Source organism: Paenibacillus sp. J31R120, from assembly GCF_056269225.1.
The window spans coordinates 566,796-586,828 of the sequence record NZ_JBWDNN010000004.1 but is presented as its reverse complement, the minus strand read 5'-3'; the positions used below and the strand labels follow the sequence as shown (position 1 = coordinate 586,828).

20 protein-coding genes are annotated in these 20,033 nt (G+C 51.9%); 5 read left to right on the top strand and 15 right to left on the bottom strand.

Going from position 1 to position 20,033, the window contains the following annotated elements; genetic code table 11:
- The first annotated feature begins 40 nt into the window (after window positions 1-40).
- Window positions 41-1,273 (top strand): NAD(P)/FAD-dependent oxidoreductase, encoded by a 1,233-nt coding sequence (locus tag AC0YNW_RS18105; protein ID WP_475833114.1) that lies wholly within the window; start codon window positions 41-43, stop codon window positions 1,271-1,273.
- A gap of 66 nt (window positions 1,274-1,339) precedes the next feature.
- Here the strand turns inward: AC0YNW_RS18105 and AC0YNW_RS18100 are convergent, their stop codons facing one another.
- A complete protein-coding gene (locus AC0YNW_RS18100; protein WP_475833113.1) occupies window positions 1,340-2,578 on the bottom strand; it encodes an MFS transporter in 1,239 nt (412 codons plus the stop codon).
- 187 nt (window positions 2,579-2,765) lie between these two features.
- On the opposite strand from AC0YNW_RS18100, the gene AC0YNW_RS18095 reads away from it, so the two are divergent.
- Together AC0YNW_RS18095 and AC0YNW_RS18090 are read left to right on the top strand one after the other, a co-directional pair.
- A complete protein-coding gene (locus AC0YNW_RS18095; RefSeq protein ID WP_475833112.1) occupies window positions 2,766-3,551 on the top strand; it encodes a DUF2935 domain-containing protein in 786 nt (261 codons plus the stop codon).
- Window positions 3,552-3,566: 15 nt separating this feature from the next.
- Window positions 3,567-3,968 carry a DUF2642 domain-containing protein gene (locus tag AC0YNW_RS18090; protein WP_475833111.1) on the top strand — a complete coding sequence of 134 codons (402 nt, stop codon included), beginning with the start codon at window positions 3,567-3,569 and terminating at the stop codon, window positions 3,966-3,968.
- Window positions 3,969-3,997: 29 nt separating this feature from the next.
- On the opposite strand, the gene AC0YNW_RS18085 is transcribed toward AC0YNW_RS18090, so the two are convergent.
- Together AC0YNW_RS18085 and AC0YNW_RS18080 are read right to left on the bottom strand one after the other, a co-directional pair.
- A complete protein-coding gene (locus AC0YNW_RS18085) occupies window positions 3,998-4,855 on the bottom strand; it encodes an MBL fold metallo-hydrolase (RefSeq protein WP_475833177.1) in 858 nt (285 codons plus the stop codon).
- Window positions 4,856-4,871: 16 nt separating this feature from the next.
- Complete coding sequence (locus tag AC0YNW_RS18080) at window positions 4,872-5,435, bottom strand: hypothetical protein (protein WP_475833110.1); 564 nt, start codon at window positions 5,433-5,435, stop codon at window positions 4,872-4,874.
- A 203-nt stretch (window positions 5,436-5,638) separates the two neighbouring features.
- On the opposite strand from AC0YNW_RS18080, the gene AC0YNW_RS18075 reads away from it, so the two are divergent.
- Together AC0YNW_RS18075 and AC0YNW_RS18070 are read left to right on the top strand one after the other, a co-directional pair.
- Entirely contained in the window at window positions 5,639-6,844 is a 1,206-nt protein-coding gene (locus tag AC0YNW_RS18075) for a magnesium transporter CorA family protein (RefSeq protein ID WP_475833109.1), read from the top strand.
- Between the two features lie 103 nt (window positions 6,845-6,947).
- Window positions 6,948-7,769: a lipase family protein gene (locus AC0YNW_RS18070; protein ID WP_475833108.1), complete on the top strand. Its 822-nt coding sequence runs from the start codon at window positions 6,948-6,950 to the stop codon at window positions 7,767-7,769.
- A 9-nt stretch (window positions 7,770-7,778) separates the two neighbouring features.
- On the opposite strand, the gene trhA is transcribed toward AC0YNW_RS18070, so the two are convergent.
- From trhA to AC0YNW_RS18010, 12 genes are all read right to left on the bottom strand, one after another.
- Window positions 7,779-8,423 carry a PAQR family membrane homeostasis protein TrhA gene (gene trhA / locus AC0YNW_RS18065; RefSeq protein WP_387471507.1) on the bottom strand — a complete coding sequence of 215 codons (645 nt, stop codon included), beginning with the start codon at window positions 8,421-8,423 and terminating at the stop codon, window positions 7,779-7,781.
- Between the two features lie 75 nt (window positions 8,424-8,498).
- Window positions 8,499-9,191: a hypothetical protein gene (locus AC0YNW_RS18060; RefSeq protein ID WP_475833107.1), complete on the bottom strand. Its 693-nt coding sequence runs from the start codon at window positions 9,189-9,191 to the stop codon at window positions 8,499-8,501.
- Between the two features lie 280 nt (window positions 9,192-9,471).
- A complete protein-coding gene (locus tag AC0YNW_RS18055; protein WP_387471503.1) occupies window positions 9,472-9,672 on the bottom strand; it encodes a hypothetical protein in 201 nt (66 codons plus the stop codon).
- Between the two features lie 32 nt (window positions 9,673-9,704).
- Complete coding sequence (locus tag AC0YNW_RS18050) at window positions 9,705-10,640, bottom strand: TRM11 family SAM-dependent methyltransferase (protein WP_475833106.1); 936 nt, start codon at window positions 10,638-10,640, stop codon at window positions 9,705-9,707.
- Window positions 10,641-10,651: 11 nt separating this feature from the next.
- Window positions 10,652-11,008 (bottom strand): LapA family protein, encoded by a 357-nt coding sequence (locus AC0YNW_RS18045; protein WP_387471499.1) that lies wholly within the window; start codon window positions 11,006-11,008, stop codon window positions 10,652-10,654.
- Window positions 11,009-11,154: 146 nt separating this feature from the next.
- Window positions 11,155-12,189: an NADH:flavin oxidoreductase/NADH oxidase gene (locus tag AC0YNW_RS18040; protein WP_387471497.1), complete on the bottom strand. Its 1,035-nt coding sequence runs from the start codon at window positions 12,187-12,189 to the stop codon at window positions 11,155-11,157.
- 95 nt (window positions 12,190-12,284) lie between these two features.
- Window positions 12,285-12,929, bottom strand: coding sequence for an SGNH/GDSL hydrolase family protein (locus AC0YNW_RS18035; protein ID WP_475833105.1), 645 nt, complete (start codon window positions 12,927-12,929; stop codon window positions 12,285-12,287).
- 82 nt (window positions 12,930-13,011) lie between these two features.
- Window positions 13,012-14,022, bottom strand: a complete 1,011-nt coding sequence (locus tag AC0YNW_RS18030) for a zinc-dependent alcohol dehydrogenase (protein WP_475833104.1) — start codon at window positions 14,020-14,022, stop codon at window positions 13,012-13,014.
- A 21-nt stretch (window positions 14,023-14,043) separates the two neighbouring features.
- Window positions 14,044-16,302, bottom strand: a complete 2,259-nt coding sequence (locus AC0YNW_RS18025; protein WP_387471491.1) for a helix-turn-helix transcriptional regulator — start codon at window positions 16,300-16,302, stop codon at window positions 14,044-14,046.
- A 58-nt stretch (window positions 16,303-16,360) separates the two neighbouring features.
- The gene (locus tag AC0YNW_RS18020) at window positions 16,361-17,224 is read right to left on the bottom strand and encodes a carbohydrate ABC transporter permease (RefSeq protein WP_475833103.1); all 864 of its coding nucleotides are present in this window, start codon (window positions 17,222-17,224) and stop codon (window positions 16,361-16,363) included.
- Window positions 17,218-18,102 carry an ABC transporter permease gene (locus AC0YNW_RS18015; RefSeq protein WP_387471684.1) on the bottom strand — a complete coding sequence of 295 codons (885 nt, stop codon included), beginning with the start codon at window positions 18,100-18,102 and terminating at the stop codon, window positions 17,218-17,220. Before AC0YNW_RS18015 ends, AC0YNW_RS18020 begins: the two co-directional genes overlap by 7 nt.
- Window positions 18,103-18,275: 173 nt before the next feature.
- Window positions 18,276-19,904, bottom strand: a complete 1,629-nt coding sequence (locus AC0YNW_RS18010) for an extracellular solute-binding protein (RefSeq protein WP_475833102.1) — start codon at window positions 19,902-19,904, stop codon at window positions 18,276-18,278.
- Window positions 19,905-20,033: the final 129 nt, after the last annotated feature.

Genomic DNA, 20,033 nt, shown 5'->3' with positions numbered 1-20,033 from the left:
GATATACTACGGATAGAGCTTTCCAGGGAAGGGTGTATCTATGAAGGAACTTCACACAGGTCAGCTGTATTGGCCGACTACACGGCCGGATTCGAGGCCTTATCCCACACTGAAGGAAGCGGCCACAGCCCAAGTTGCCATTATTGGGGGCGGCATGTCCGGCATTAACTGCGCCTACGCTTTCGCCACAGCCGGTCTGGATACCCTGCTGGTCGAGCGGGGAGAGATTGCGGAAGGAAGCACCTCAGCCAATACAGGCATGCTGCAATATTGCAACGATACGATGTTATGCGCTCTGGTCGACCAGATTGGCAAGACGAATGCACAGCTATTCTATAAGAGATGCTTGCAAGCGGTCGATGAATTGGAGCAGGCAGCGGCAAGCCTGCCTGTTTCTGTCGGCTTCAAGAGACGGAGCAGCCTCTACTTCGCATCCACGGAACAAGATCTCCCCAAGCTGAGAAAAGAGTACGAAGCGCTAAGCGAAGCTGGATTACATGTGGAATTCTGGACAGCCGATGAGATTGCGAAGCACTTCCCGTTCAAGAAACCCGGAGCTATCGTCACACACGGTGACGCTGAGGTGAATCCGTTCCAATTCGTGAATACACTAGCGGATGCAGCAGCCAAGGCCAGTGCACGGCTGCATGAGCATACCGACATCGTGCGGCACGAGAAGCTTCCGGACGGGAGGCACAGGCTGCATACTTCAAGCGGCCATACGATTGATGCCGACTACATCGTCTGCGCGGTCGGCTATGAGCCGGAAGAATTGCGCAGTAAGCTGGTGCAGTCTAGCATGAACCGCTCTTATTCGATCGTCACACAACCTATGCCGGAGCCACTGCTTAAGCAGTGGCATCAACAATGGCTGATTTGGGAGACCGCCAGACCCTATCTCTATATGAGGACAACTGAGGAGGGTCGCATAATAGCCGGCGGGCTCGATGAAGGGATCGAGCAGCCTGTTCACAGCGAAGAGATCCTCAGAAAAAGAGGCGAGCAGCTTCTGGATAAAATACAATCCTTATTCCCCGATTGGCCGCTTACCATTGAATATAGATGGAATGCCACTTTCGGAGAGTCGCAAGACAATCTTCCCTTTATCGGAGAGGACCCTGCCCTTCCTGGCGTATATTACAATCTGGGTTACGGCGGCAATGGCACCGTCTACTCCATGATTGGCGCGCGGACGATATTAGGTTTGCTGCAAGGCGAATATGCCTCACATCCTCTTCCCTTTATCGGCATACGTACATCGGCTACCTCATAAAGTAAAGCTGCCTCCTCGGCATTATACCGAGGAGGCAGCTTTCTTCTTACTTATTACAATAGAGAATTAAGCCGCCGCCTTTTTCCTCTTGCCCTTTCCTTTTCCGGGCTTGATTCCGAACAGGGCAACCACGGAGCATATCAACGCTACACCCGCTAACAGATAAAACAACCATTCCTCATGACTCATGAGAGCGGAAGCTGTTAGAGGTCCGACGGCCACACCAATAAATCTCATGCTGCTATATAGGGATGTAATGGTACCCCGCTGCTCCTTCTCGACGCCTTCTGTTATGAGTGCATCCAAGCTTGGCAGTGATAATCCGATTCCAACGCCTCCGGCGAACATGACCGATATGAGAAATATGATGCTCTTCGTATTCACAAGCCCGCATGTCAGCATACTCGCTGTCAGAAGGACCGCCCCGATGACAGAGAACCACTTCATCTTCGGCTTGTTCTCTCCAACCAGCCTGCCGGCAATGAAAGAGGATAAGCAGATGGCACAAAGCGGTATCGCCAGCACGAGCCCCTTCCATATTCCGTCTATATGATAATGCTCTTCCAATATGGATGATAAGTAATAAAGGAACCCGAACATCACAAACATCAAGATGCCGCCAATTGCGAATATGCCATAGAGCCAGCGATTTTGCGCCAGAATATCCTTCGTATTTTTTACAAATTCCCCTAACCCTTGCGGACTGTCCTTCTTCTGCTTCTTCGGCTTGGGCACCTTAACAAAATAGGCGACCGCTATTATGGATATCGCAGAGAACAGTGGAATAACAGCAAGCGGCATAAACCAGACAATCAACGCTAAAGCCGATCCAAGAATAGGGCTTAGCACTTTGCCGAATGTGTTGGATGTCTCAATCATGCCGAGTCCGCTGCTGATCTGTTGTTGACTGCGGAACATATCTCCGACCAAAGGAAGTACAATCGGGAATGCTCCCGCTGCTCCTAAACCCTGTACCAGCCGCCCGCCCAAGATAACATAATAAGCCCCTTGCTCCTGCAACAGCCATGCGCCTAATCCTGATATGATACCTCCGATTGCCGCAATCGTTAAACCGATCAGAATAATGAGCTTTCTGCCAAAACGATCCGACAGGTAGCCCGCAATCGGGATGCATATAATGGAGACCGCGGCGTACACCGTAATAATCAGGCTGGATTGAATGGCCGTTATGTTCAGCTTCTTCTGCATCAGAGGCAGAACAGGGATTAACATGGAATTGGCGAGCGTCATTATGAGGGGAATGGAGGCTAGTGCCGCCAGATCCCATTTCTTCTTATCGCTCACGAATACTCCCCATTCTATATTGGGATAACAACGATTGGATGAACGAAAGCGCCGCACCGCAGCCCTCAGAGGTCTACACCGATTAATTTGTACGGTTAGGCCCAATATAATTCCGTTCCCATGCTGTCAGAATATGAATAAGACAAGGTTTCCTACCCATAGGCTAATGAAGGGAGGGATCGTACATATGGATGAACAAGCTTGGTTCGAGCACCGATTCTGGCTGCAAATTTTGGGCGATCATGCCAGATTCATTTATAACGCGTTATCGCCCGTAGAATTAAAGGATATCCAGACCGCCTCACGATTCATTCATCATTTCGATCAGTTGCTGACGCAAGCAAGGGAACAATCGCTTCCCCTGGCCGAGCTGAATGCGGCAGCTGACAACCTGACCGGGCAGCTTCGTTCCTTCAAGCTGGAGCTGTTGGATCGATCCCTGCAGGGCAAGGTCAAGATTGGCTTGACGCCCACTTTCCTGAATCATATGGTGAATGAACTGGAAGAGTATGCGAGAATTCTAGCCTCCTTGCTGGAGGGAAAAGGAGTCCCTCAGTTCCCTTCTCTTCATCATGATCTGCTCTGGCTGCAGGACGCCTCGGGACATGCTGCAGCAATCGCCATGGATCTGGATGCGGTCGAGAAGCGGCTAATCAAGAAAAGTCAGAAGTTCGAAAAGCACTTTACCCAGTATTATATGAAAGCGATCGAGCTGGTCGGTTACTTCCGCACGATGCGAGAACGCTATCCCGTATTGGGTAAATTCCATAACGACGTCAATATGGAGATGAAGGTGTTCATGTCCTTTCTGAAAGAACTGGAAGAGCTGGAGCTAGGCGAAGAGCTGCTCAGCCGTATTGATCCGCTTATGCCCAATCACATGTACCGGGAAGAATGCTATTATCTGCTTAAGCTGTCCCAAAGCGGAGATATTGCACAACCCCAATGTGATCCGGCAGAACCTAGAATCTGACAGGAGGTTGTCCTTATGAATCAGCAGCATTATGCCCAGCGTCCGACAGGCCATCATGAACAGCTTGCAGCCGCTTACCCGGCCTCGCCCATGGCAAGAGTCGTCTCCCATCTGGCTCCCATCGTGCAGCCTGCTTACGTAGGCGGCATGCCTGCTGCCGGAACACCCATTCAGCCCGCTGCCGCTATCCCGCAAGCGATGCAATACGTAACCAGCCTTGATCCCGTATTTGTGGATCATCTCGGGCGGCATAAAAGCCTGGCTGTATCCATTATGACAACTGCCGGCTTGTTATCCGGTGTGTTGTCCGGTATAGCGGTTGATCATATCCAGCTCACCCTTGAGAACAATCGGGCCGTACATATACGCATTGCGCAAATGGTTTATTTTGAAGGCCATCCCATTACATACGCTTAGCGCACCAAAGCATACAGCAGAGGCCTGCGTTAGTGGACATATTTCCCTTGGCGAGGGACGGCAATTTCGGCAAAGCGATCCACAAGCCGGGTCAATTGAGCTGCAAGCTCGTCATCCTTCATCGGCATGCCGTGTCCGGTAATGACAGAACGCGGCTTCAGCGCCTCCAGCTTGCGGACAGATTGATGGGCAAGCTCCCAATCGGTTGTCAGGTATTTAGGCGGGCCGCTGATCTCTTTTTCTTGTGTGAATACCTTATACAGCGATTCTTGTTTAACGGTGACAAAAGCATCTCCGGCAATCAATACATGATCTTGCTCCCGAAATAGCGATATATGCCCTGGCGTATGTCCAGGGGTATGCAGCCATTTCCACTCGGGCAGATGCGGGATCGTCCCATCATCGGGCAGCGGGTGAATATATTCGCCTAATTGAATCGGACGAGTCGGGAACAAAGGTGACAGCTTGGCAACCAGCCCGCTATCGACACTTGCATCAGGCTCAGGATAGCTCTGTCGTTCGGTCAAATACGGAATCTCAAAAGGATGAGCGTACACAGGCATACGCCAATGTCTGATTAGCTCAATAATCGCGCCAACATGGTCGAAGTGGCCATGCGTCAGAATGATCGCTTGCGGCCCTTTGCCACTCCCGAATCGCCGCTCTGCTGCAGCGATGATACCATCTGCCGAGCCCGGCATTCCAGCATCGATCAGTACCCATTCCGCTTGCTCCGGCTTTCCGATGAAACAGATGTTCACGATTTGAACCGTATATCCCGCAACATCCGGCGCCACTTCATGAATGTCACCGCTCTCCAGCGATGTTACCGGAAGGTAATGATAGTCACTGCCGTAAGATAAGGAATCGTTAGGCGTCTCCTTCATCTTCTCTCCCACCTTCTTAGCTTCCGTCTGCAATCCGGTACGCGCCGCAGCGGCGGAAAGCCGCTTCTGCAATACCGAGCTTCGAGAGATCAGGGCCGCCATCCTTGTCGAGCAACGACTTGCTTTCATCCGTCTCCACAATAAAAGCAATCGCCCCCGCTCTTACGGCTTCCGAGCAAAGCTGCGACTCCTTGCTGTCAAGCCCGAGAGCCTGATAAGCGCGGGTACTGCTATTATCGATAAAACCAAGGGGCGCTCCAGTGGAATAGTTGGCATTCCATCCGCCGCCTGCCGAACCCAGGAATGAAGTCATTCCGTATCCGCCCGCCACATTGGGATAGCCATTGCTTGGATTGATTACTAGGCCCATATAGCTTAGCTCTCCTCCCCTTGTACCTGTTTCCTCCAGCTCACGCATTTCCTCCACATGGGTATCGGTCTCCGTCTCGATTCGTCTGGAATGCTCCCAGTCCTTGGTTAGAATAAGCATCTCGCCCGGTGTGAAGCCCGCTTGTTCAAGCTCCCCGATTGCCGCTATGACATCCTGCTGCCTTTCGAATAATCCAATTTTTTTGGCCATGAAGATCGTCCGCTTCCCTTCTTTTGAAGTGATTGTCCCTAAAGATGGTATGCCCAATGCGGTTAGGAATCAGTCGAATATGTCGTTTGAGGCAGAAATTTGACAAATAGCGTCAGATCGGGAATGACAGGTTGTGCGGTTAGCCAAATTCGGGGTATGATGTTGAGTAGATATGGGAGAAAACGGAGAAGGGGGATGGAAGAATGATTCATCGGATGCTTCGTTATCCCGCGGGCTGGGAATGGCATGTCGTTCAGCAAGCCAGATACGAGTCCCTGGATCAGCAGCCGCTCCCGAGCAGGAAGGCCGCCGCAAGAGGCGAAGTCTCTCCTGAACTGAAACGTGCGAAACCAAAGCCTTCGATGTCCGAGACGCAGACACAAGCTGAAGAGCATATTGCCGAATTGAAAGGCGAGTTTCCGGAATGTGCCATTTGGCTGGATGAATGCCAGGGCAGACGAACCAATCATATCTATGTGGACGATCAACCGGATATTGGCCCGCTTATATGCGGCACCTTAATGATTCAAGTAACGGAAGATCAATCCGATGTGCAGCCATTCCACTTCTGGTTATCCCGAAGTCGGCTCATTACGATGCATGAGGATATGCGCATCCCGCTCAGGCTGCAATCCGGCAGCTATACGCTGAAATATGACGAGTGCCAGATTGCGCCGGAAGCTTTTTTCATTATGATGGGCGTGCTGCTGGAGACTTTCCACAATGGACTAGACGGATTCGAGCGAAGACTCGGCGAGCTGGAGAAGACGATGAGACAGCGTAATCAGACCGGCTTACTCGATGTCATCTTCGAGAGACGTTACGATCTTCTGCATTGGAGCCATCTGTTCATTCCGCTTCGCGAGGTGTACGGCGCAGCCAAAGAATCATTCACGGATACGCTGGAGGAGAAAGAAGCTTTCATCCGGATTACGCATAAGCTGGAGCGCATCGAGTCGCTGCTGAAGCATTATGCGCTGGAGATTGATACGCTCATCTCCATGGATGACGCCATATCCAGCTTCCGGGGCAATGACATTATGAAGACACTGACGATTTTCACCGTGCTGTTCCTGCCTGCTACCATTGCAGGTTCGCTTATGGGAAGCAACTTCGACAAGCTCCCCTTCAAGAATCATCCTTGGGGATTCGCAGCCATGGTAATCAGTATATTCGCGATTACAATCGGTATCTACATCTGGTTATATAAGAAAGGCTGGACCGGCGATCTGCTGAACAAAAAAGGCGGGCCTCCCCTTCTGACGGATTCCGATTCTGCTTCCGATGCGCAGGAAGGGCGCTCGCGCCTCCATGGCAAACGAAAGAAGCCGTCCAAACGCTCTCATACGGCAGCTCCTTCAGACTCTTCTCATACCAACACTCAGCGTTCCCGTAAAAATCGCGTGTAATCGTGATTTATTCGGGAACGTTTTTCATTGGGACTCCGCTGGTACCTATCCTGGGCTCTCGACATACACTATCTCATCAGTCGGTTGTGACGGAGGGATAACGATGATGTCAGAGTCTGAGCATGCTCGTGGGATTGAGCCGGAGCTGGGTAGCGCGCTATTTATGGCTGCAATTTGCGGACAGACTTACGTACAATTCAACAACAAGGAAGACGGCTTGTTCCTAGTCCCCCGCACATACAGTCTGGTAGGGGAATTTTCAGCCGCAAACGCCTATGATCAGCGCCAGGAACGATTCGGCTTTTTGATTGTATCCGAACAATGCGCCATATTAGCCTTCCGGGGCACCGGCTCCGCTGTCGATTGGGTATCCGATTTCATTGCCCATCAAACTGTATATCGTCCAGTCCGCAATGCCGGGCTGACGCATAAAGGGTTTACCGATATTTATATGTCTGCGCGTGACCAAGTGCATGCTCTGCTTGGGCAGCTTCCTTATGATAAACCTCTTTTCATTACGGGCCATAGTCTAGGAGGCGCCTTGGCTACGCTGGCCGCGCTGGATATTGCTACGAACACACCGTTTTCCGCTCCTATGGTCTACACTTTTGGCGCCCCGCGAGTCGGCGATCCGAAGTTCGTTCAAGCCTACAATTACATCGTACCCGTACACTTCCGTTTCCAGAATGAATTCGATATCGTCCCTCATTTGCCTCCGCTCGTCTATCAGTCGCCCAGAACCAAAGGCACATATTTTTATTTGCATGTGAAAGGCGAGGTGCAGCGCTCCTTCCGTATGGGCTCCGTCTCCGCCAATCATATCTTATCCGGCTATTTCGCCGATCTGGCCAAAGAAAAGCCCGCAGACGCAGCACTGATGTGTGCCGAGCCTCCGGGCTGGTGTCCAGCTGTTGAGGTTGAATAAGAGATGTGTTTATGCCGGCAGTACGTAGAGCAGAATCGCAAAGAAGTGAACAATCGATCCCGCCAGTACGAACAGATGCCATACCGCATGATGATAGGGAAAGCTGCGCCACATATAGAAGATGGTCCCTGCCGTATACAGAATGCCGCCAGTTATGAGCAATTGAAGTCCGCCTGGCGCCAGATGCGTAGTTAACGGCTTCCATGCGAATACGATAATCCAGCCCATCGCGATATACAGAATCGTCGAGGTGAACAGATATCTGGACGGAAAAATCGACTTGAATACCGTTCCGACGATGGCAATCCCCCATACGATGCCGAACAAGACCCAGCCAAGCGCGCCTTGAACGATATGGAACAGAATAGGCGTATAAGTGCCCGCAATAAAGACATAGATGAATGAATGGTCAAGCGACTCGAATACACGCTTGGCCTTTCCCACGGGAAAGCTATGGACAAGGGTCGAAGCCAAATAAAGCAGCAGCATGGCGGAGCCATAGATCGTGAAGCTGACGACATGCATAGCCGTACCCTTCAGCGATGCAAAGACGATAAGCAGCACGAGTGCCGCTATGCTGAGCAGCGCTCCAATCCCATGTGTGATTGCATTAGCAATCTCCTCGCCCTTGGAGAACGTATGTGTATTAGCCATAAGATAACCACCTCTTCCAACCAACTGCCGAAGCAATCGTTTCTGGTAATGATGCTTATCTTCCAGTCTAATGGATTACAACCATTCTTTCAACCACGCCCGCACCCGTCCGATCGTCTTATCCAGATTGCATACCGCCTCCATGTCCATGAACGGCTCCGTATTGCGGAAGTAATCGGCATGACCGCCTACAGTCGGAATGCCTTCAACATACCCTGGTGCATACTTGTGCCTATTCCAGGTGGGCATCGTTCGTCCTGACCTTGTCCAGCCGCCCCAGCTGCCAATTCGGCTGATGGGATCATTCAGCTTGCCCAAGCTGTCAATGGAGTGAAAATAACTTACGCGTTCCCTCAAAGTTGGGTGAATCGGCGTGCGAGGCGATCCCACCTGTACAACACGGAAATCCCGTACCGTTCCTTCCTCTTCCAGCATTCGAGCGGCCTGATAGGCTGCGGCGCCGCCTCCGCTGTGACCGATGAACAGCGCCTTCTCACCTTTGACGGTATCCTTGATCTGCTGCCATACATATTTGCCGCCGATTCGGCCTGCCCGCATCCGGTTGGACAAATCCGTCTTGACCTCGAGCAGTTGTCTCATCAAGCTTCGGCTGGCATCTCCATAGGGAAACAGCACTTGGATCGTATGCTCGATTCCCTCAGAGTGCAGCTGCTCAGTAAGCCTGGCTTGGCATTCGTTAAAGGCGCAAGGGGTTGTCTTTACTCCGGCAAGCAGATAGACGCGGAGCGACGATGTATTGGCTGCCATAGAGAATCCCTCCAGTGAATAATCGATGTGAATCGTTATCCTCATTATGCGGGGACTCCGGGATAATCATTCTTGAAATTCGCTGTCAGTTCCGACCACACCTGTAACCCGGCTATACGTCCCAATATCGTTATTACCCATGCGTGTATGCCATTGATAGCGTTCACACGACAGATTAGGCTATATCCTATTCACCCATTCGGCGAGATGCGAATCCGCGAATATAAAAAGAACGCCATCCGCATACGCGGCTGACGTCCCGTTCAGGTGATATTGCGTGTTATACGCCCATTTTTTTGCGCTGGTTGTTAACCTTTTTGGTGTTCTGGCTCTTCAGTTCCTGAGTCCCCGTAGATAGGTGTTTCTGGCCTGGCTTGCCGCCAGATGCAGCTTGTTTCTTCTGAGCCAGCAATTGCTTGGCACGCTCGGCCTGACTTAGCGCCTTGGATGGCTGAGCTTCGTTTTGTTCATTCGTAGACATAGGGTTCACCTCGCTTTATGCTCCAATCCATTCTATTCTACTACACTTACATATCGTGTAAAAGAGCCTTTCGTCAGCCTTACCTGATTCCTTAACCGGAAATTCGCTTTTTTGAAACGCTCCGTTATGTCTTCCGTGGTGACGATTACCGCCAGACCTGCTATTCTGCGCACCGCGCGCAGCATATCCAGCGACTCCTCCTCCGGCAAGACGGAGCATAGATTATAAGGCATGTCCACGATTGCCGCGTCATAGCGCTTCGTCTCATCCCGCATATCACCCAGCCTTACCGTATTCGGATAGCCGAAGTGGGACAGGTTCAACCTCGCTCCCCGCACTGCAAGCGGATTCCGGTCAATGCCATCGATTGCGATGCCCATCGACATCGCTTCGATCAGTACTGTTCCCATGCCGCAGCATGGATCGATCATGTGCAGGGACTGTAGACTTTGCTCCCCGGCAGCAATGTTCACGATCGCTCTCGCAGCGCGGGTAGGAAGCGCGGTGGAATAGTTCTGGGGCTTACCCTGATGCTTCAGCCAATGCGATTCAGCGTCCTCGCAAGGACCGAACAGCCAGCTTCCCTTATACCGGATCAGCCCGAAGAGCTTGTCCGGCCTGCGCATCTCCGCTTGCCCCTTCAGCACCGAACCCGCCATTCTCTCCAGCATTCGCCGCTCTTCATAAGCGTGATGCTCGTCTCCTTCCGTATACAGCACTTTGAAAGTTCCGCTGATAGGCTGGAGCAGGGCCAGACGCTTGGTCAGTTCCGACATGCTCGCCGCTTCCTCGATAACCTCGATGCGTCGCTTGAAGAATGGACTTCTGTTCACAGACGGCGAGACTTCGCTTGCCGACGATACGATGCCGTGACCGATAGCCGCCTCGTCACCGAACATAGAGTGAAGCTCTAGCCCACATAACTCCGCTTCATCCTCATGTCTTGCATATGTATAGATGGCTTTCATGCTCTCACACCCTAGCGTTTGCTCTCGTCTTCTCCATCCGGCTGGCTCTCCGGCTGTTCCTCGGAAGCTTCATTCTCCTTCGCGTCGTATGCGAAGCTCGCTTCGAACTTATCCGATGCGTCTGGCTGCTCGGCGATACGCTTCTCCAGTGACTTAACCGTCTTCTGCAGCTTATAAATGCGCAGCATGCCGAACAAGCCTACCGTCAGACCGCCAAGCAATGTCGATACCAGAATAACCAGAATAAGCGGCGTATTCGTCTTGGCGAATAGAAAGTTAACTTGCACTTGATCCACATTGATGACTGCAAATACAGCAATGACCAGCGCAAATGCGAATGCCGATATCAGTATGCCTTGTCCCTTCATGAACGATCCCTCCAGTTCTTAGGTTAAGATTCTCACAATTAATCCAAATAGTCTAGTGGCAAAGAGGAGATCCCGCGCGAGCAAAAAAAGAGCCGGCCCGCTCGTCATGTGGACGAGCAGCCAGCTCCTAAATTCATAATCGAAGCTTAGTAACCACGGATATAGGCTGTCGGCACATGCGCGCGGAAGTCGCCTCCCGTTTCCTTGATCGCATGAATGGCCCAATACGGGTCGCGCAATAATCCGCGGCCAATCGCGACCAGATCGGACTTGCCTGTCGCGAGCACCTCAGCCGCGAAGTGAGGATCGTCCAGCATGCCGACAGCGATTACGGGAACGCCCAGCGCCACCTTCACCGCATGTGCAGCTTCCAACTGGAAGCCCGGCTCTACCTTCGGCCGCTTGGCAGGTGTCGGCGTACCTTCACCGCCCGTCGAGATATGAAGCAGGTCGACGCCCGCTTCCAGATAGGTGCGGCATAGCTCGATACCGTAATCGATGCCATAGCCGTCCTCGACGTATTCGAGCGCAGAGATGCGTAATAATAACGGCATATCTTCCGGCATATGCTTCTTCACTTCAGCAATGACCTCTCGGCCGAATAACGTCAGGTCTTGTCCGTATTCATCGTCGCGCGTATTCGTGCGCGGCGAATGGAATTGGTGCATTAGATAGCCATGCGCGCCATGCAGCTCGATCGTATCGAACCCTGCCTCTACCGCTCTGCGGGTGGCGTCGCCAAATTTCTTGACCATATCCTTGACTTCATCCGTCGTCAGAGCGCGCGGTTGTTTGTACGTCTCGTCGAAAGCGATAGCCGATGGCGCTACAGGCTGTGCGGCATCCTGCGCTTTCCGTCCTGCATGCGCGATCTGGATGCCGATCTTGGCGCCATGCGCGTGCGCAGCGTCCACAATACGCTTCAGCGCCGGAATGTGGTCATCGGACCACAAGCCCAGACATTGGTCGGAAATCCGGCCGTCAGGCTCGACATTCGTCATCTCCACGATGATAAGGCCAATGCCTCCTAGCGCACGGGATGTATAGTGCAAGTAATGCCACTCATTGGCGATCCCGTCCTTCTTCGTAACGCTGTATTGACACATCGGTGCCATAACTGTGCGGTTGCGAAGCTGGAGTCCTTTCATAGAAAAGGGTGTTTCTAATGTGAATCCACTCATTGGTTTCTTCCCTCCTGAATCTGTCTGCATGACCGCGCCGTTCGAACGGTACGTGGTAATCTATTGTACAGCTGCGTTCACAGTCATGCAAGCACTCAGAGGGGGCCGCTGGCTCCAACCGCTTGAAGCCAAGCTCTAGCCATTAACGCATGTCCGGCCGGTGTAGGATGGACGCCATCCGGCGCCCAATATTCAATGGGGGCTCTTGCTCTCGCTTGCGCGAACAAGCCGTCCAGCGGCACATAGATAGCCCCTACCTCCTCCGCCAGATTGCGAATCGCATGAATCTTCGGATCGAGATCCTCACGGCATTGCCGGTGAATTTCCGCATGAGGGAGTACAAAAGGCTCCACGAGGATAAGCTTCGATCCGCAGGTCTCCACTGTCTTCAGAAGCAGCTTCCGGTAGATGCCGATGAAGGTCTCTGTCGGCAGATGCTGATCACGGTCATAGCGTCTCATCGCATCATTAATACCGATCATGACACTAACCCAGTCAGGCTTTAGCGCAAGGCAGTCCTCCTGCCAGCGGCCCTCCAGATCGATAACGCGATTGCCGGAGATACCTCTGTTTAAGAACTTCACGCCAAGCTCAGGATACATAGCGCCGAACAGACCGGCCGCCATGAACGCATAGCCGCTTCCCAGACTATGCGGGTCATGATAGTCGCGGGCAGCATCAGTTATGCTGTCCCCGATAAACAATACCGTCTCGTTACTCTTGATCACAGAACCGGACAATAACATCATCTCCTATCTTATGGTTACATTGGCGATTTCGATTAGGAACTCCTAACCTACTATGGTCAGTACTGCCCGCTACTTATGATTCGTCCGCTTCGTAGCGAATCAGCGTAGCAATTGACTTCCCCGTACTTCTATAATTATCGTAAGCTTCCGAAGCATGCTCTAGCGGATAGATATCTGTAATCAACGGCTTCATCGAGATGCGCCCTTCTCCCAGCAAGCGGATGTATTCCGCTATATTGCGGCCTTCCGTCCACCTAACATGGCCGCTTGGATAATCCCGGTTCTCCAATTCATATTGCTTGTCGTAGCGTCCCGGACCGCCAGCCCGCGAGATCAGAATCTGGGCTTCCTTGGCAAACATGAGCGCTCTGGAGTACGTCATGGACAGATCACCGACAATGATGACCTTGCCGCGATCCCGAATCCACTCCAAAGCCTGATTAATCAGCGATTCGCCCGGACCACCAGCGCATAACAATACCGCGTCCGCTCCCCCTGCTCCTGCCGCATCGCTAAGATTGCTGGTTAACTCCGCTGCATCGTGATACATATGCGGATAGCCCTGGCTTCTCAGCATGGCCGCACGTTCTTCGGTGACGTCGATGCCGGCGGTCCGAATCGCAGCAGCACTGGCAATCTGCGTAATCAGATTGCCAAGCGTACCAAGTCCCGCGACAATCGCTGATTCGCCAAATCGAAGATCCGCTACGCGCAGCGCATGAACAGCAATCGCACCGAGTCCCGCAAAGGCCGCTTCCTTCGGATCAACATGATCAGGCACGACGGCCGTCAGATTAGTCGGCACATTCAACCACTCGGCGTGTCGAACATAAGGCACGCCGTAGCAAGCGAGCCGCTGGCCCCGTTGCACGCCGCTTACGCCTTCGCCCACGTCTTCCACAATGCCCACAGCGCTATAGCCTAGCGGGGTGAGCGTATCTGAGCCGCGAGTAACAAACCCCATCTCCGTGCCGGGACTGATCGCCGAATATTCCGTTCGAATAAGCACATGGCCCGGCGGCGTCTCCGCTACCGCCATATCGGCGATTACGATCTTTCCGTGCTGCGTGGCAACTGCTTTCATCTTCTTTGCCTCCCATGCTTGTCAGCCCGTATTTTGTTTTTGCTTGCGATATTCACTCGGCGAGATGCCGTAATATTTTTTGAACGTCGTCGTAAAGGTAGAGGAGTTCAAATATCCCGTCTTCTCTCCGATCTCCGACACACTGTAATTGGAATGCTTAAGCAGCTCACGCGCATGGGACAGCCGCACTTTGTTCAAGTACTCCACATAATTGACGCCGAACGTTTTTTTGAAGTAGCTGGAGAAGTACTTAGGCGAAGTGCCCGTTACCTCTGCCAGCTGATCCAGATACAAATTCCGCATATAGTTCAGTTCGATGTACTGAGAGACGTAAGCCTTGTTCAGCTTGCTCGCCGGTTCAGCCGCTTCGCTGTGATGAACGATGTGCTGCGCCGCATCATGCAGAAGCTGCTCCAGCTTCTCCGGGCTTGCCCCCGACTCTACAGTGCGGAGAAACTCACTTTCAAGCAAGTACAACTCATCATTCCGGTTGGCGGAAGGGGCTGCGTGGCGAACCATGGCATAGAACAGCGACTTCGCGATATAAGCGAATTGGTGCTGATGCACATTCCGCTCCGCCGTCTCGCGAATCGTCTCCGTAACGATTGTTTTGCTCTCCTTCAGCTTGCCGTTCATCACGAAGCTGGCCAGCTTCTCCAGCTTCTCGATTGGAAGCGGCATGCTCCATTCATACTCCAGCTTGCTCGCATCAATGATCGATGCCCGCTCATTCACATGCCGATAGGCCATGGCATTCGCCAGGCTCTGATAGGCCCTGCTGCAATTAGCAAGCTCCGATGGATATACCTTGCTTACGCATGCGATTCCGGTATAACCGGACAGTTCACCCTGCTGCAGCTGTCCGAGCAGCAATCCGAGCAGCTTGAACAAGGTTTCTCGCTCGCTTGCCCCCCTGATGCCAATCAGCGCCAGGAATTGCAGCTCTCGCTCATGGTAGACGTTCGCCATAGCCTGCCTCTCACGCAGCCCCGTCCGGAGCAGCTCCGCAATCGACTCGGCCGATGCTTGTGTCCCATCCCCCGATTGTGCCGGAGCGCTCCAGCGGAACATGACCATGACGAACTGCTTGTTCAGGAAGAAATCCGCTTCATAACGCTGGATGAGCAATTCATGCTCAGCCGACAGCTCGCGATGATCCAGCGCCAGCAATAGAATGCCTCTGCGCGCCTCTCCATCGACAAAAGCCAGTTGTTTTTTATACGTGTCGTTCTCCGCTTGCATATGCTTGATCCCGCTAAGAATTTTCGCAAAATCATTACCGCTATGCCGTCCGCCAAGCTGATGCAGGATGCGCTTCACCGGCTTGTTCAGATAGATGCTAAGCAGGATGGACAGCAAGATGGCGCATAAGATAGCTGTAAACATAATAAGACGGTTCGCCTGCGAGACGGAATCGATGTTCTGGAACTGGAACGGAATTTTCTCGATATAGATAAACTCGTTAAAATCCGATTTATAGAAATGATATTCGTAATTTTCCCGTGTCAGCGAGGTTTCCTGGGTCGAGCTCAAATAAACCTCTTCCATCATCCCGGTCATATTAAGCGCCGAATCGGTGCTGTACACGACTTGCTGATTCTGATCGAGAACGATGAGCGAAGCGCCTGGAATCATCAGATTCTGGCTGACTTGCTTCATGAATGCCTTTTCATTAATAAGCAGCATGACATTTTTATTGGACAATCTCACTTTATTGCCGCCTGCTGCAATCATGAGCTTTTTGGTCGTTTCTTTGAATGTATCCGAAGAAATGCGGTAGTAATCGCCCTGAAACAGCTTGAACGAATTTCTCTCCTTCATATAAGTGCGCCAGTAGGTAGCATTGAACCGGTCATGCTTGTACTTTTGGTTGAAAAATTGCGTCATGCTGCTCGTCCCTGTGGATGTGATGACGAGTTCCTGATCATCGTAGAAGATGACCGCATCCTCGATAAAGTCGACCGAAGACACAAGCGATGACAGATTGTCTTGCAGCAAATAAACATCCGACATATCCACATGCCCGTCTTCGCCCGGCTCCAGCACATTGTAGGGCAGCATATGAATGGAATGAATCAGATTGTTGATTGATCGGAAGTTGTTGTCGAAGGAGCCGATCATCGCCTTCACGGCTAACGAATTGTTTTCCGTCATCCGGTCATAGATGCCCGAGATTGAATTTCTGTAGAGATAGTACATGGAGATCACCATGATTCCGATGACAAGCAGCATAGCGAAGAAAATCTGGAAGGTCCCTTGATTTTTCAATAGTCGCTTCATCCTGTCGGCCACCCTTTCTTCTCATGCTGTATCCCATCTATTTCTACATCGAGATGAATTACCCCTTCTCCGCTCCCAACATTACGCCCTTGGCAAAATACTTCTGCACAAACGGATAGATGAGCAATACCGGCACCATCGACAATACAATTGTGGCATTCTTCTTCGCTTGCGGCGCAAGCGCAGAGGCATCCACCAAGCTCGCCCCGCTGCCTTCATTAAAGATCAGCATATCTCTAAGCACGACCTGGAGCGGATACATATCCGAATCATTCAAATAAATCATCGGCAGAAAGAAGCTGTTCCAATGCCCCATGAAGTAGAACAGGCCGATAGAGGCAAGCGCCGGCTTCGACAGCGGAATGACGATGTTGAACAAGATCCGGTATTCCGAAGCGCCGTCAATAAGCGCGGCTTCACGGATTTGCGAGGACATGCTCTCATAAAAGCTCTTCAATATAATAAGCTCCATCGTCCAGATCGCATTGGGGATGACCAGCGACCAGACCGTATCCGTCAGGCCAAGCTCGGAGACGATCAAGTAGTTCGGAATGATGCCGGGATTGAGGAACATCGTCAGCACAATCCCGAACATCCAATACTTCCGCCACAGGAAATCAGGCTTCGATAGCGGATATGCGGCAATCGCCGTTACAAGCAGGTTAATGGAAGTGCCCAGCGTCGTATAAAAGATCGTATTCAGATAGGCACGCGGAATGCGGGCATCCTTCAGCACATCCACATACGCATTGAAATTCAGGTCGATTGGATACAGCCATACGTTCCCTTGAATGACCTGGGACGTGCCGCTGAGCGAGATCGCGAATATATAGACGATCGGATACAGCGTCACCAAAGCCGCAATCGTGAGCACCAATCCATTGAACACGCCAAATAGCGTAATTCTCGATTCCCCTACCATAAGCCGCGCCCTCCTAGCCTTCTACTGATGAAATTAGCGGTTAGCAGCATGATCATAGCAATCAGCGCTTCGAACATGCCGACCGCCGCAGCATAGCTGTAGTTCGTCTCCAGCAAGCCTTTGCGATAGACGAAGGTTGAGAAGACGTCTGCTACCTCATAGGTCGTTGGTGTGTAGAGCAGCAGCACTTTTTCATAGCCGACGCGAATCATCGAGCCCGTCTTCAGAATGAACATGATGAGCACCGTAGGCAAGATGCCCGGTATCGTAATATGCCAGATGCTGCGCAGTCTGCTGCTGCCGTCCACCCTCGCCGCTTCGTACAGCGTTGGGCTAATGCCTGAGATTGCAGCCAAATAGATGATCGCTTCATAGCCGGCGGTCGACCATATATCAGATACAACGTAGACGGTTCTGAACCACTCCGGCAGGATGAGAAAGTAGATTTTCTCCAATCCGAGCCATGCGATGATCTGATTAATAATGCCGCTGCCCGGCGACAAGAAATCAATGATCATGCTGCTGATAATGACCACGGATAGAAAGGCCGGGAGATAGGTGAAGGTTTGCACCGATTTTTTGAACCATTTCACCCGAACCTCATTAAGCAGAATCGCGAGAATAATCGGAAATGGAAATCCGAATAGGAGCGAATAGAAACCCAGTAATAACGTGTTCTTGAACAAGAGATAGAAATCATCGCTCGTAAAAAACTTGGTGAAATGCTTCAGTCCTACCCAATCGCTTCCCATTATGCCTTGAAAGACGCTGTAATCCTTGAAGGCAATGATCAGTCCGTACAACGGACCGTAGCGAAACAGCAGATAAAATACAATGCACGGAATAAATAGAATCAGAAGCTGCCGGTCGCGCTTCATATGCTTCCAAGTCGCATGCAGCCGCGATCGGAATGAAGCGGAACGCTTCTTATGCTTCTGGACCGTCGTCCCCGTGACTGGACTTGGCATGTGCCGTTCCCTCCTAACGAGGATGGCGGCGGCATCCGCTTGTGAATTGGGACAGACGCCGCTCGCATCATCCTAACCGATCGTTATTTCGCTGCAGCGTCCAGTCGCTTCTGAGCCGCGTTGTAGACTTCCATATACTTGCTCTCGCCCAGCTTCTCTGCTGTCTTCTGCCATTCCGTCCACTCTTTCTCGCCATACGACTTGTTCAGGATATACTTTGCATTAAACTCATTGGCCGCTTTCTCCAGCGCGACCTGGTATTCCGCGACAATAGCGATTTCTTCATCCGTCAGATTAAGCTCAGGGTCCATCGGCTCGAACTTGTTCGCCGATACGATCTTGTCCTGCGCCTCCTGTTCCTTTTCGGTGAAGTTATAATAGACGGAGCGGCGGTCAGGAGCCAGATACATGCCTTCCAGCCATAATCCGTAACGGTCTTCCAGCACTTTAATATCAACCAGCGGAAGATCAGACAGCTCCGGATAGACCGGCTTGCCGCTTGCGTCGAAGCTGAACGTCTCGCCTTCCACGCCCAGCGTAACAAGCGCGGCGCCTGACGGACTCGTCAAATAATCCAGCAGCTTAAGTGCCGCTTCCTTGTTTTGATTGTTAGCGACAGCAATACCGAAGCTCGTATCGATTTTAGGCAGCGTCCTATTGTTGCCTGTCGGTCCAATCGGATTACCGTAACGCAAATTGTATTCCGGGTTATCCGCGCTAATCTGGTTGTAGAACAAGTCCAGGCGTCCGATCCAGTCCCAGGTCACGAACGACTTGCCTGTCGTCATCTTCGACGTCCAGGAATCCGGCGTGTCGGTCAGGAATTCGGGATCAAGCAGCTTCTCATCGTACAGCTTCTTCAGGAAATCGAGCATTTCCTTATGCTGCGGCTGCGTAGAAGCGAACTTCCACAGCTTCTCCGATTCATCATAATAGGCCGGATAGCTTGCTCCCCCGAGCCCCCAGCCATAAGCCAGATCGCGGAAAATGTATTCCTTCGTCTTGGATGCCATGGGGTACGAATCCGGGTATTGCTCCTTTAGTTTCTTGAGCGCGTCATAGAACTCATCCGTATTCGTCCACTCCGGGATTCCGTGCTTGTCGAAGATGTCTTGACGGAACATCATGCCATGATTGACGTCGCGGTTCATATTATAGATCGGCCAGCTGTACAGCTTGCCATTCTGATCGCCATGGGAGGCGATAACCGACGTATTCTCGTCGATATACAGCTTCTTGAAGTTCGGCAGCATGTCTGCATAATCGTTGATCGCGACCACGGCGTTCTGCTGGCCGATCTTCTTCAGCTCAGCCGGCTTAAGACCATGGAAGATATCCGGCAGCTTGCCTGAAGCAAGCGTCATCCGCAGCTTATCCTGGTAGGTGGCCGAGGAGTAATTCTGAATATTGAGCTTGATACCTGTACGTTTCTCAATTTCTTTCACGATAAGCTTGTCATTGACCGGATTCTCGCTTACAAGCATCCAGGTCAGCGTGGTTGGCTTATCTACGAGCGGGAGCGTCAGCCCTCCTGTATCCCCGTATGGGTTGACCGCTTCTCCCCCGTCGTTGCCTCCGTCGCTCGTCGGCGATGGCGACTGTGTCGGCGTCACGCTCGGGCTATTGCCGCCGCTGTTGCCGCTGCTGCAAGCTGCGAGCATCGATACAACCAGCGTCAAAGCAAGTACAACTGTCATCAGCTTCTTTGACATTTCTGTTTCCTCCCTGTGGTATGGTTTGGCTTGATTGATAAGTGCAGTTCACCGTCATCCGGCTGATTCACATTGTATAGAGGGTTTCTCGGCATCGTAAATAAAGCGTTTTCATTTCTATCGTCTTTT